General features: G+C 52.9%; 14 protein-coding genes. All 14 read left to right on the top strand.

The window, feature by feature from the left end:
• The first annotated feature begins 31 nt into the window (after nucleotides 1-31).
• The 14 genes from B5E77_RS10345 (at nucleotide 32) to B5E77_RS10280 (ending at nucleotide 12,052) form a co-directional block, all read left to right on the top strand.
• Entirely contained in the window at nucleotides 32-592 is a 561-nt protein-coding gene (locus B5E77_RS10345; protein WP_087165307.1) for a DUF2284 domain-containing protein, read from the top strand.
• Nucleotides 589-1,803, top strand: coding sequence for a zinc-dependent alcohol dehydrogenase (locus B5E77_RS10340; RefSeq protein WP_087165306.1), 1,215 nt, complete (start codon nucleotides 589-591; stop codon nucleotides 1,801-1,803). Before B5E77_RS10345 ends, B5E77_RS10340 begins: the two co-directional genes overlap by 4 nt.
• A gap of 93 nt (nucleotides 1,804-1,896) precedes the next feature.
• Nucleotides 1,897-2,127, top strand: a complete 231-nt coding sequence (locus B5E77_RS10335) for a YabP/YqfC family sporulation protein (RefSeq protein WP_330394678.1) — start codon at nucleotides 1,897-1,899, stop codon at nucleotides 2,125-2,127.
• Nucleotides 2,121-3,359: a sporulation protein YqfD gene (gene yqfD, locus B5E77_RS10330; RefSeq protein ID WP_162609680.1), complete on the top strand. Its 1,239-nt coding sequence runs from the start codon at nucleotides 2,121-2,123 to the stop codon at nucleotides 3,357-3,359. The genes B5E77_RS10335 and yqfD overlap by 7 nt, the downstream gene beginning before the upstream one ends.
• A 25-nt stretch (nucleotides 3,360-3,384) precedes the next feature.
• On the top strand, nucleotides 3,385-4,395 hold the full coding sequence (locus B5E77_RS10325) for a PhoH family protein (RefSeq protein ID WP_087165303.1): 1,011 nt from the start codon (nucleotides 3,385-3,387) through the stop codon (nucleotides 4,393-4,395).
• Nucleotides 4,373-4,873: an rRNA maturation RNase YbeY gene (gene ybeY / locus B5E77_RS10320; RefSeq protein WP_087165302.1), complete on the top strand. Its 501-nt coding sequence runs from the start codon at nucleotides 4,373-4,375 to the stop codon at nucleotides 4,871-4,873. The genes B5E77_RS10325 and ybeY overlap by 23 nt, the downstream gene beginning before the upstream one ends.
• On the top strand, nucleotides 4,870-6,084 hold the full coding sequence (locus tag B5E77_RS10315) for a DUF3048 domain-containing protein (RefSeq protein ID WP_087165301.1): 1,215 nt from the start codon (nucleotides 4,870-4,872) through the stop codon (nucleotides 6,082-6,084). Before ybeY ends, B5E77_RS10315 begins: the two co-directional genes overlap by 4 nt.
• A gap of 10 nt (nucleotides 6,085-6,094) precedes the next feature.
• The gene (locus tag B5E77_RS10310; protein WP_087165300.1) at nucleotides 6,095-7,756 is read left to right on the top strand and encodes a putative polysaccharide biosynthesis protein; all 1,662 of its coding nucleotides are present in this window, start codon (nucleotides 6,095-6,097) and stop codon (nucleotides 7,754-7,756) included.
• A gap of 55 nt (nucleotides 7,757-7,811) precedes the next feature.
• On the top strand, nucleotides 7,812-8,891 hold the full coding sequence (locus tag B5E77_RS10305) for a DUF6531 domain-containing protein (protein ID WP_087165299.1): 1,080 nt from the start codon (nucleotides 7,812-7,814) through the stop codon (nucleotides 8,889-8,891).
• Nucleotides 8,892-8,984: 93 nt separating this feature from the next.
• The gene (locus B5E77_RS10300) at nucleotides 8,985-9,419 is read left to right on the top strand and encodes a hypothetical protein (RefSeq protein ID WP_143468615.1); all 435 of its coding nucleotides are present in this window, start codon (nucleotides 8,985-8,987) and stop codon (nucleotides 9,417-9,419) included.
• Nucleotides 9,420-9,495: 76 nt separating this feature from the next.
• Nucleotides 9,496-10,365: a glutamate 5-kinase gene (proB, locus tag B5E77_RS10295; RefSeq protein ID WP_087165298.1), complete on the top strand. Its 870-nt coding sequence runs from the start codon at nucleotides 9,496-9,498 to the stop codon at nucleotides 10,363-10,365.
• On the top strand, nucleotides 10,358-11,233 hold the full coding sequence (locus tag B5E77_RS10290; protein ID WP_087165297.1) for a patatin-like phospholipase family protein: 876 nt from the start codon (nucleotides 10,358-10,360) through the stop codon (nucleotides 11,231-11,233). The genes proB and B5E77_RS10290 overlap by 8 nt, the downstream gene beginning before the upstream one ends.
• Before the next feature lie 2 nt (nucleotides 11,234-11,235).
• Nucleotides 11,236-11,466, top strand: coding sequence for a DUF896 domain-containing protein (locus tag B5E77_RS10285; protein WP_087165368.1), 231 nt, complete (start codon nucleotides 11,236-11,238; stop codon nucleotides 11,464-11,466).
• A complete protein-coding gene (locus tag B5E77_RS10280) occupies nucleotides 11,435-12,052 on the top strand; it encodes a 5-formyltetrahydrofolate cyclo-ligase (protein ID WP_242963695.1) in 618 nt (205 codons plus the stop codon). The genes B5E77_RS10285 and B5E77_RS10280 overlap by 32 nt, the downstream gene beginning before the upstream one ends.
• Nucleotides 12,053-12,064: the final 12 nt, after the last annotated feature.

Genomic DNA, 12,064 nt, shown 5'->3' with positions numbered 1-12,064 from the left:
CGTTACACGGCAGACTGTGGCGGAAAAAGACATGAACGAAGAGCTTAAGAAGAAAATCGAGGAAGAAATCACACAGTTTCCGATCTGTGAGTATGCCTTTATCCGGCCGGAGGAAATTCCGTTTTCTGAAAGGGTGCGCTATATCTGCGAGACCGAGTGTCCCAGATATGGAACCTCCTGGGCCTGTCCGCCCGCAGTGGGAACCCTGGAGGAGTGCCGCAGGCGCTGCCTCGCGTTTGAGGACGGCTTTATCTTTACGACTGTGTCAGAGGGGGCCGATCTGGAAAATATGGACGCGATGCTGGCTATGCGTACGGATCATGAGAAAATCACCCGCCGGATTGTGAAAATGTTTCGGGAAGAGTGCCGGGAGGTACAGGCCTTTTCCACAGAATCCTGCGCCATCTGCGAACATTGCGCCTATCCGGACGCCCCCTGCCGCCATCCTGGCTATATGCTTCCCAGTGTGGAGGGCTATGGCATCCTGGTGACGGAGCTGGCAGAGAAGCATGGGATGTCGTTTCTGAATGGCAGCGATGTGGTGACCTGGTTCAGCCTGATACTGTATACGGCGAAGGAGAATATGCGATGAAAACCATTTATTTTGAAAAGGATATTCCGCGGATTCTGATTACCAAATTTGCGGCCCGCTTCTGCAGGCCGCTGCTTTTTACGGGACTGAACGCGGTAAAATATAATAAAAAGCTTCCGAACGCGCCCCTTCCGGGACCGGACTGGGTGCGGGTGAAAAATACCGCCTGCGGTGTCTGCGGGACAGATGTGAGCTTCTTTTTGGCAACCACAGGGACCTCCTCGGCATTTGAGCCGATTCCAGGGTCAGCCAGAACCTATATGGGCCATGAGAATGTGGGTGTCGTCGTGGAGACAGGCCCCAGCGTGACGAAATTCAAGGCAGGCGACCGGGTTACGATTCGTGAGTATATGTCCGGCTGCGGCAACAAGGGCATCAAGCCGCCCTGTAAATATTGTGCCGAGGGAAATTATAATCTCTGCCTGAATTATGGGGAGCCAAGTCCCTTAAAGCTTCCTGATACGGGAGCCGGCATGGGCGATTACTTTCTGGCGCCGGAGCAGCAGCTCACGAAAATCCTAGACGAGCTGACGGACGATCAGGCGGTGCTTTTGGAGCCCTCCTGTGTGTCTGTACATTCTGTCCTGATGGACCGGCCGAAGAAGGGGGAAAAGATTCTGGTCTACGGCTGCGGCATGATTGGGCTTGGGATTGTGCAGGCTCTGAAGATCGTTCAGCCTGACTGTGAGGTCTGGGTGACGACGCGCAAAAAGGCAAGGCAGCAGCTTGCGAAAAAGCTGGGTGCGGATCACATCCTGTCCGGTGACATCTATGAGGAGACAGCCAGGGCCACAGGCGGAAGCCGGGTTTACACAGGCATGAATAAGAATAAAATGTTTTTTGGCGGCTTTGACCGGGTCTACGACTGTGCCGGAGGCGGAAAGGCAAACACACTGTGCTGCCGGCTTCTGGCGCCCAGAGGAACCTATATGAAGGTGGGCCACCATATGGCGGCAGTGACCTATGACGAGTCCCCGGTCTGGTGGCAGGAGCTGAAAATCATCGGCGTAGATGCACACGGCATGGAGGAGTGGCAGGGCAGACGGCTTTATACCTTTGACCTGGTTCAGGAATGGATGCGTGACGGAATCTATAAGACAGACGGCTTTATTACGCACCGTTTTCCGCTGGACCGCTATAAGGAAGCCTTTGCGGTGGCTCTGAAAAATCCTCCGGAGCTCATCAAGATTGTTCTGGACTGCACGAAATAGCGCGGAATAGAAAAAGGGAAAACAGCATATAGTAGGGGTAAGGAAAGCAAAGGTCCGGGTTTCATGAGCTTTAAGGAACGAGCAGCGGACGCTTTGAATCTGCCGAAAGATCTGACGCTCGGAGCAGTGATTATGACCATTACCGGAAAGCATGAGGCTTATGTGGAGAACTACATGAGCCTCATTGAATATACGGAATGCCTGATCCGGATTCAGACCAGGACCTGTAAGCTGGAGATTCATGGCGCGCATCTTTACATCGCCTATTATACCAATGACGAGATGAAGATTACCGGGGAGATTCAGGAGGTGAAATATTGCTGACAGCATTTTTCCGTTACCTGAAGGGATATGTGAGGGTCCGCCTGAAGGGCTATTCACCGGAACGGTTTCTGAATCTGTGCAGGGCCCGGAGCATTGAAATCTGGGACTTAAGGAGCAGCGGCCTTACTTATGAAATGAATCTTGGCATCCGGGATTTCCGGAAGCTGAAGCCCTTAAGGAAGAAGGCAAGAGCTCATGTGGAAATCATAGAGCGCCACGGCCTTCCGTTTTTTTTGCATCGTAACCGTAACCGAAAAATGTTTCCTGTGGGAATTCTGCTCTGCGTGGCCTTTCTGTATGTAATGTCGCTTTATATCTGGAATATCCATATAGAGGGGAATTATTCCAGGACTACGGACGTGATTCTGGATTACCTGGAAACCGAGCAGGTGGTTCATGGCATGAAAAAGAGCCAGGTGGACTGCAAGGAGATTCAGTCCATGATCCGGCTGGAATTTCCGGATATTATCTGGGTATCCGCGGAGGTGAAGGGAACGAGGCTTCTGATCCGCGTTAGGGAAAATATGGATACCGGGACAGAGGAGGCTTTGGAGGAGCCGGCGGAGAAAACAGATCTGGCGGCAGCCCGGTCCGGCGTCGTTACCAGCGTGCTGGTGCGGAGCGGCAAGGCCCTGGTACAGGCGGGGGATGAGGTGGAGAAGGGGCAGCTTCTGGTTACCGGCCGGCTCGATATCATGAGCGATTATGGGGAGGTGACCGGTTATCAGTACACGGCTGCCGACGCGGATGTGTATGCAAGAACGGAATACGAATATGACGACGAGTTTCTTTTATCTCATGAGGAACGTCATTTCACAGGAAAAAAACGGTATGGCTTTTATCTTCGCCTGGGAAACCGGAGGCTGGCTTTTGAAAAAAAGCCGGGATTTTCGGACTATACGACGCTGCAGACGGAATATCCGCTGCGTCTGACAGAGAATTTCTATCTGCCTCTTTCATTTGGAACGATTTTCTATGAAGAATATGAGACTTATACGGAAAACTATACGATAGAGGAGGCAAGACTGCTTGCTGAGACGAATCTGAACGGGTTTCTGGAAAATTTAATGGAAAAAGGGGTTCAAATTGTTGAAAATAATGTTAAAATAGAAGTCAGCGGCAGTCTCTGCCGGGCTTCCGGGACGATAGCGGCGCTGGAGGAGATCGGCGAAGCCGTGCCCACAGAGATTCTGGAGGATCCGGTTCAGGCGGAGAGGCCCGAGGAAGAGTAAAAGGATTGTAAGAGGTGCAGTATATTTGAGCAGTATTGTCGAAAAAATTCTGGATGTGCCGGCCGAGCATGAGAGCAATGTGTTTGGTCAGTTTGACAGCCATATCAAAAAAATAGAGCAGACGCTGAAGGTGTCTGTGGTGGCCCGGGACGGGGCTGTAAAGATTCTTGGGCCTGCCGGGAATACCCGGCAGGCTGCCAGGGTCTTTGAGCAGCTTCTGGAGCTTTCCCGCCGGGGAAATGTGATTCAGGAGCAGAACGTGGACTACGCTCTGGCGCTGTCCATGGAAGGGCAGGAGGAGGCTCTGGTGGAGATCGACAAGGATCTGATCTGCCATGCCATGAACGGAAAGCCGATTAAGCCGAAAACACTGGGACAGAAAAAATATGTGGACATGATCCGCAAAAATATGATTGTGTTTGGGACAGGCCCTGCCGGTACGGGTAAGACCTATCTTGCCATGGCTATGGCGATTACAGCCTTTAAGAACAACGAGGTGAGCCGGATTATCCTGACCCGCCCGGCGATCGAGGCGGGAGAGAAGCTGGGCTTTCTGCCCGGAGACCTGCAGAGCAAGGTGGATCCGTACCTGCGGCCTCTGTATGATGCCCTGTACCAGATCATGGGAGCGGACAGCTTTGTAAAAAATATGGAAAAGGGCCTGATCGAGGTGGCTCCTCTGGCTTATATGCGGGGGCGCACGCTGGATAACGCTTATATTATCCTGGATGAGGCGCAGAATACGACGCCGGCGCAGATGAAGATGTTTCTGACCCGTATCGGTTTTGGCTCCAAGGTCATTGTGACAGGAGACGCCAGCCAGAAGGATCTGCCCTCCGGGACCCGTTCCGGCCTGGAGGTGGCCATGAGGGTGCTGGCGAAGGTAGAGGACATTGGCTTCTGCGAGCTGACCAGCAAGGACGTGGTGCGCCATCCTCTGGTGCAGAAAATTGTACAGGCCTATGATAATTATGAGAGAGCCCAGGAAAAGCGGAGCTCCAGAAAGGAACGCTATGACAATCAACGTAGAAGATGAGAGCGGCATCAGCCTGCCGGGTGTAGATATCAAGGGCACAGCCGGGCGCGTGATTGAAGCAGCTCTCGATTATGAGGGCTGCCCTTACGAGACGGAGGTCAACCTGCTCCTGACGGACAACAAAGGAATCCGGATCCTGAACCGGGAACACCGGCATATCGACCGGCCCACAGACGTGCTCTCCTTTCCGATGCTGAGCTTTGATGCTCCGGCAGACTTTTCTGCCGCAGAGGAGGCTGAGCTGGACTGCTTCAATCCGGAGACCGGGGAGCTGGTTCTGGGAGATATCATTATCTCTGTGGAAAAGGTGATGGAGCAGGCGGAAAAATATGGGCACAGCCGGGAACGGGAATATGCGTTCCTGATTGCCCACAGCATGCTGCATCTGATGGGATATGATCATGAGGCTCCGGAAGAGGCGAGGGTCATGGAGGAAAGGCAGGCGGCGATTCTGGAAAGCCTGCAGATATTCCGATGATGAAGCCGTCTTTGGGTTCGTCCCGGTTTCCACGCCTGGCGCTGCTGATTGCGCTGATAAGTCTTTCGGGCGCCGCAGCCTCCGGCTGCGGGCATACGGCAGGACAGGCGCCGGAAACACAGGAGGAAGGGCAGGAAGCGGCGCAGGACAGCTTTGATACAGAGGCGGAGGTAATTGCAAAAGAGGATGCAGAGCTTTCCGGAGGACTGACCGCACATACAGTGCCGGAGCGCGAGGTGGTGGATGGAAAGGTCCGGAGCTATTTTACAGGGGAATGGATAGACGAAGAGCTGGGAACGCAGCGCCCTCTGGCCGTGATGCTGAATAACACTTCGGCAGCTCTCCCCATGTCCGGTGTTTCAAACGCTTCTGTGATTTACGAATGCCCGGTAGAAGGGCGCATTACCCGATGGATGGGAATTTTTGAGGACTGGAGAGATTTGGAGCGGATTGGCTCTGTCCGGAGCTGCCGTCTCTATTATCTTCATTTTGCGCAGGAATTTGATGCTGTCTATGCTCATTTCGGACAGGCCAGCTATGCGAAGGAGGCCCTGAACAGCGGCGAATTCGATGTGCTGTCCGGGGCGACCAAGGGAATAGACGATCCGGCTGCGGCTATGTATGGAAGGATTTCCCGTCCTGGCAGGGCCACAGAGCATACGCTCTATGCTTTCCCGGACGGGATCGAGAAGGATATCGAAAGAAAAGGCTTTGATATGGAGATGCCGGCGGACTATCCTGGAAAGTTCCGGTTTGCGCAGACCGGAGAGCCTGCGGAGTATGAGGGCTATCCGGAGGCCACAGTCTTAAAGCCTGGCGGAAATGGCGGAAGGAACGGCTTCGGCGGCGTAAAGGCTGTATTTGAGTACAATCCTGCCGACCGGAAATATTACCGCTCGACCTATGGAAGTCCTCATGTGGATGAACTGACTGGGGAGCAGGTAGCGGTGACGAATGTGATCTTCCAGTTCTGTGACGGCAATGTGCTGGACGCCAAGGATTATCTGCATTTTGCCTCCCAGTCTCAGGGAAACAGGTGCACGGTTTTTACAAATGGAAAAAGGATCGAGGGCTATTGGAGCAATCCGGGAGAGCTTGGGACTCCGGCCTGCTATTATGACAAGAACGATCAGGAAATTACGCTCAATACGGGAACCACGTTTATCTGTATCATTTGGAATGATTATGCGGAGGATGTGGTGATCGAATAAGGAAAAAAGAATGGGAAATAAAAAAGGTTCAAAGGGCTCTAATTTTATCATGCAGGGAGGCATTCTGGCTGCGGCGTCTATCATCAGCCGTATTATCGGAATGCTCTACCGGCTTCCGGTCACGAATATCATCGGGGATCAGGGCAACAACTATTATTCTGCGGCCTACGAGGTTTACAATATTATTCTGTTGATTTCCTCCTACAGCCTTCCCCTGGCCGTGTCAAAGGTGGTATCGGCAAAGGCAGCCATGGGAGAACACAGGGACGCCTGGCGTTCGTTCAAGGCTGCTTTATGCATGTCCCTGGTAGTAGGGCTTCTGGCCTCTGCGTTTACCTTTTTCGGTGCGGGCTTCCTGACAGGGACTGTGCTGAACACGCCGGAGAGCGAGCTCTGCCTGAAGGTGCTGGCCCTGGCGATCTTTGTGATGGCGGTTATGGGTGTGCTCCGGGGATTTTTCCAGGGAATGGGAACGATGATGCCGACGGCTGTTTCCCAGGTCATAGAGCAGCTTGTAAATGCGGTAGTCAGCATTGCGGCAGCCAGCATGCTGTTTTCCTATGGGACCTCCCTTGACCAGGCAAAGGGAATCACAGACGGCACGGGCGGCGCAGTCTACGGAGCCGCGGGAAGCACCCTTGGCACGAGCCTTGGCGCTGTGGCCGGCCTTCTTTTCCTTGTGATTGTCATGCTGATGTACAACCGGGTTCTGCAGAAGAATCTCCGGAAGGATCATGCAAGCGAAAATCAGAGCTACGCCAGCATCATCCGGATTCTGGTGCTGACGATCGTGCCTGTGATTCTGAGCACTGCCGTCTACAATATCAGCGGCTTTGTCGATCAGGGCGTCTTTAAATTCCTGATGCTTGACGTCCAGAATATGGACAGAGAAACGGTGGAGGTCTACTGGGGCATTTATGTAGGAAAGTACAAGCTTCTGACGAATGTGCCTATCGCGGTAGCCTCTGCCCTGTCTGCTTCTGTGATTCCGGCGCTCACGAGAGCCCGCATGGCAGGAGACCGGGGGGCGATGCGCCGGAAGACAGAGGGAGCTATCCGTATGGTGATGCTGATCTGTATCCCAAGTGCATTCGGACTGACTGCTCTGGGCGGACCGATTCTCGATCTCCTGAACTGGAATACAGACCCTTCGGCTCCCATGATGTTTCTGATTGGTTCTGCGGCTGTGATTTTCTACGGACTGTCCACTCTGACGAACGGAATCCTGCAGGGAATCGATCATATGCAGATTCCGGTGCGCAATGCGGTGATTGCGCTGGTGTCTCATCTGGCTCTGCTGATTGTGCTTGTTCAGTTTGCGGGGATTCATATTTATGGCGTGGTGATTGCCTATATGTTCTTTGCCCTCCTGATGTGCATCCTGAATGGAATGGCGATCCGGAAATATCTGCATTACCGGCAGGAGATCCGGCGGACCTTTCTGATTCCGGGCGTATCGTCGCTGATTATGGCTCTTTCAGTCTGGCTTCTCCATACGCCTCTTGAGAATCTGATGGGAAATAAACCCTCGACCGTGCTCTGCCTGGTGCTGGCAGTGCTGATCTATGGATTCTTCGTCCTGTTTCTGCGGGGAATTACAGAGGAAGAGCTGCGGGCGTTCCCCAAAGGGGGAATGCTGGTGCGTGTATTAAAGAAAATCAGGCTGATGTAGGACGGAGGAAAAGCAGAGCCGTTTTGGCAGGGTCAGATTTTGGGGAGGTGTGGCCGTGAAGCCCAAAAACAGGATACGGAAAAAAAGAGCTTTTATGGTGTGCCTTTTGTCGGCTGTCTTATGCCTATCCTCCGGGCTCCCTTCCCGGGCGGAGGCAGAAAGACAGCAGAAGGATGAAATCAGCGAGTATGGCACCTACAGGGTCGGAGAGAGGGAGACCGGGCAGGTGGATCTGCTGACGGGACGGCTCTGCCTGGAGCAGACAGATCTTCCGGGCGGGAAGGAAAGCCCGGTGGAGTTTGTGCGCTATTATGTTTCGGGAAGTACATACAGTGAGGACGAGGACAATCCTGCCGGAGCAGGGATGTATTGGACCCATAATTATTGTTATTCTGCGTCTGTATATGAGGGGGATATTGTCATTCAGCTTCCGGGAGAGCTTAGCCAGAACTGGCAGAAGGTGTATGCAGAAGGGTGGATTTCGACAAATGCTCCTTCCTATACCCTGGAGGAGCAGGGGGATGGCTACCTTCTGACGGGGCCGGACGGGGAAACGGTCTTTTTTCACAGGAGCGGGCTGGCGACTGAGCTTACCGGGGCGGATGGAGAGACGGTAAAGCTTTCCTATGAGGACGGAAAGCTCTCAAGAGCCGACCTGGAGGACGGATATCTGGAGTTTGAGTTCTCCGGCGACGCTCTTACTGCTGTGACAGACAGCGCCGGGAACCGAATTCTTTACTCTCATAATGAGGATGAGAACCTCATTTCGGCATTTGTGGAGGATGGCTGGTCCCTTCAATATTTTTACGATGACAGTGTCACGGATGGGGAAAGACTGGTATCGGTAACCAATGAAGAGGGCAGGGAGATTTTGAGCGCAGAATATGAACTGATTTCAGACATGTCTGTGTCCTATGGCCAGTCTGTGGTTTATCTGGAGACAGAGACGCAGCCGGCCTGTACCTTCTCCTATGAGCATTACAATGGAATTCATACCTGTACCTATGCAGACGGGAGCACGCTGGCTGTCACCTTTGATCAGAATACGACTCAGCCTGAATATTATCTGTGGAGCTGGTACGACTCTCAGGGAGCAGTGATGCGCCGGATGCAGACCTCTGCACAGAAATATTGAGCCCAGGCTGGAGTGGCCCTGATTCCCCGGGCCGAGCCTGATTATAAACTCCTCCTTTTTTGTCCATACTAGACATAAAAAGGAGGGTTTTTTATGGCGAAGAAAATTCTGGCCGGCTGTCTGGCCGCAGTGATTCTGATCGGCCTTGCCTGGTATGCCGGTTTTCTTCACTCTGATAAGCAGGCAAAAAGGGAACAGTCCGAGCTCTGGCAGGAGCTTCGCAGTCTGGCCGGACGCATTGAGGCGCAGGAGGAGCAGCAGGCAGAGGCCAGGCAGCTTCAGGAGGAAAGGACGGAGGCCTCTGTGGATCCTGACGGGGTCGTGAATGAGCAGGACAGCCATGAATATTATCTGGTGGAGGAGGACGGGCGTGTCACGATCTACCGGATTGACAGGGAAACGCTCTTTGAATACACAGGAATTACGACGGAGTCGCTCCCGGAGCAGCTTCAGGAGGAGATTTCCCACGGAAAACGGATCAGCGGAGAGAAGGAATTGTATGATTTCTTGGAGAATTACTCCAGTTAAACTTGCTATTCTTTGAAGAATAGTGTAAAGTTAGGAAAGAAATGCAAAAAAGACTAAAGGACAGGGACAAAAGAGTATGGAAGACAAGATACTGGACGCGCAGTACAGAGCGGAGCTTAAAAATAAAAGGCGGATTGTAGTAAAAATAGGCACCTCATCTCTGATCCACCCGGAGACAGGCGGGCTGGACCTGATTAAGGTGGAGCATCTGGTCCGGGAATTGACAGATCTGAGAAATAAGGGAAAGGATGTCATTCTCGTGACGTCCGGCGCCATCGGAGTAGGAAGCAAGGCGGCCGGTTTCCAGGAAAAGCCGGAACGTATTTCTCTGAAGCAGGCATGCGCAGCCATTGGCCAGGCACGCCTGATGATGATTTATCAAAAGTTTTTTGCTGAGTATAACCAGGTGGCGGCCCAGGTTCTGATGACCCGGAACACCATGCTGAATGCCAATAACCGCAAAAACGCTCAAAACACCTTTGAAGAGCTGCTGGCGCTGGGAGCAGTTCCCATTGTGAATTCCAATGACAGCATCTCTACCTTTGAGATTCTGCACGGGGATAACGATACGCTGTCGGCAGTCGTGGTTTCTCTGGTGGGAGCGGATCTTCTGATTCTGCTTTCAGACATCAACGGACTTTATACGGACAATCCGAGCACGAATCCCGATGCAAAATTTGTTCCCTTTGTGGATACGGTGGACGACGAGCTGATGGGAATGGGAAAAGGCTCAGTGAGCGGCGTGGGAACGGGAGGTATGGCGACCAAGCTGATCGCGGCAGAGCTGGCTACTTCCGCAGGCGCAGATATGGTAATTGCAAATGGAAGAGACATGAATGTAATTCATAAGATTATAGACGGTCAGCCCTATGGAACCTTTTTCTGTTCCAATGAGGACGAGGCATTTGAACTTAAGCGGTTTCTGAAGGAGCATTTTTATGAGTAAAGCCGGAATGATTCTGGAAGGCGGCGGCACCAGGGGCGTGTTTACAGCCGGAGTACTGGATTACTTTATGGAGCAGGGATTGTATCTGCCCTACGTCATCGGGGTGTCGGCAGGAGCCTGCAACGCGGTAGACTATGTGTCCCGGCAGCCGGGCCGGATGAAGGTCTGCACCATCGATTTTCTGGAGGCAGGCAGCTATATCGGGCTGAAATCCCTGATCCGGACCCACAGCCTGTTTAATATGGATCTGATTTTTGACGTGTTTCCGAATAAGCTGATTCCTTTTGATTACGATACCTATTTTTCATCGGGAACCACCTGCATCCTGACGGCGACCAACTGTCTGACAGGAAAGGCAGCATATCTGACGGAGAATTCTGACCGGCAGAGGCTGATGGCAATCTGCAGGGCTTCCTCCAGCCTTCCCATTGTGTCCCGGATGGTGGACGTAGATGGGGTTCCGATGCTGGACGGGGGACTGGCGGATTCTGTCCCGATTCGGAAGGCGCTTCATGACGGCGTGAAGAAAAATATAGTAATTCTGACCAGACAGGAGGGGTACCGAAAGGCTCCTGCAAAGAAAACCCTGAAAATGGCCCGGATTATGTATTCCAAGTACCCGAACCTGATCAAGGCCATTAAGTACAGGGCCTATTTCTATAATAAAACCATGGAGCTTCTGGAGGATCTGGAGAGCAGAGGACATGTGTTTGTGATCCGGCCGCAGATTCCGGTGATTAAAAATACCGAAGACCGGGTGGAGGTGCTGACGAACTTCTATAACCATGGATATGAGTACGCGAAGGATATCTTCGAGCAGGCGGCAGCCTACCTGCACTGGGATGGAAAGGACAAGGAGAGAGCATGAGCATAGATGAAAAAAAGATTGCCCGTATCAACGATCTTTACCGCCGTTCCAAGGCGGAGGGGCTGACGGACGCTGAGAAGCAGGAGCAGAAGCTTCTGCGCCTGGAGTATATACAGGCGATCCGCGCCAACCTGAAAAGCCAGCTGAATAACATTGACATTCAGGAGAAGGACGGCAGCGTTTACAATCTGGGAGAGAAATATGACATTGATAAGAAATACAGCGGGAACTGAAGCATATTCCGCGGACGATGAGATGAAGCAGAAAAAAAAGGCGCTCCGCAGAGAGATTCGCGCGCTCCGGGCGGCCCATTCCGACGAAGAGATTCACGCGATGAGCCTGAAGGTGCTGGAGCAGGTGAAGGCCCTTCCGGAATACCAGGAGGCGGAGACGCTCTTTGTCTATGTGGACTGCAAGCATGAGACGGAGACCTCGGATTTGATCCGGCAGGCCTGGGCGGACGGGAAAAAGACAGCCGTGCCGAAGGTCATTGGCGAAACTATGAAATTTTTCTATATTACTTCCCTGGAGAACGATCTGGAGGAAGGCTATTTCGGCATCCGGGAGCCCTATGAAAAAAATCCGGCAGATGAAGCGGCAGACAGGGAAGGAAGCCTGATGCTCATGCCGGGCGTGGCGTTCGACGAAGCGCGCCACCGGATCGGGTATGGAGGAGGCTTCTATGACCGGTATCTGGAGGCTCATCCGGGACTGCGCACGGCGGCTCTGGCCTTTGAATTTCAGGTGAAGGCAGAGGTTCCCTTTGAAAAATTCGACATTCTTCCGGGAAGGATCGTGACGGAGAAGCGGGTAATATAAAAATACAGCGCG

The sequence above is a fragment of the Lachnoclostridium sp. An131 genome, from assembly GCF_002160825.1.
Lineage (GTDB): Bacteria > Bacillota > Clostridia > Lachnospirales > Lachnospiraceae > Laedolimicola.
This window is presented reverse-complemented; position numbering and strand designations above follow the sequence as displayed.

Excerpts from the sequence above, each read along its gene's own strand:
- B5E77_RS10345 (WP_087165307.1), top strand. The coding sequence starts at position 32 with ATGAACGAAGAGCTTAAGAAGAAAATCGAGGAAGAAATCACACAGTTT.
- B5E77_RS10340 (WP_087165306.1), top strand. The coding sequence starts at position 589 with ATGAAAACCATTTATTTTGAAAAGGATATTCCGCGGATTCTGATTACC.
- ybeY (WP_087165302.1), top strand. The coding sequence starts at position 4,373 with ATGACAATCAACGTAGAAGATGAGAGCGGCATCAGCCTGCCGGGTGTA.
- B5E77_RS10315 (WP_087165301.1), top strand. The coding sequence starts at position 4,870 with ATGATGAAGCCGTCTTTGGGTTCGTCCCGGTTTCCACGCCTGGCGCTG.
- B5E77_RS10310 (WP_087165300.1), top strand. The coding sequence starts at position 6,095 with ATGGGAAATAAAAAAGGTTCAAAGGGCTCTAATTTTATCATGCAGGGA.
- B5E77_RS10300 (WP_143468615.1), top strand. The coding sequence starts at position 8,985 with ATGGCGAAGAAAATTCTGGCCGGCTGTCTGGCCGCAGTGATTCTGATC.
- proB (WP_087165298.1), top strand. The coding sequence starts at position 9,496 with ATGGAAGACAAGATACTGGACGCGCAGTACAGAGCGGAGCTTAAAAAT.
- B5E77_RS10290 (WP_087165297.1), top strand. The coding sequence starts at position 10,358 with ATGAGTAAAGCCGGAATGATTCTGGAAGGCGGCGGCACCAGGGGCGTG.
- B5E77_RS10280 (WP_242963695.1), top strand. The coding sequence starts at position 11,435 with ATGACATTGATAAGAAATACAGCGGGAACTGAAGCATATTCCGCGGAC.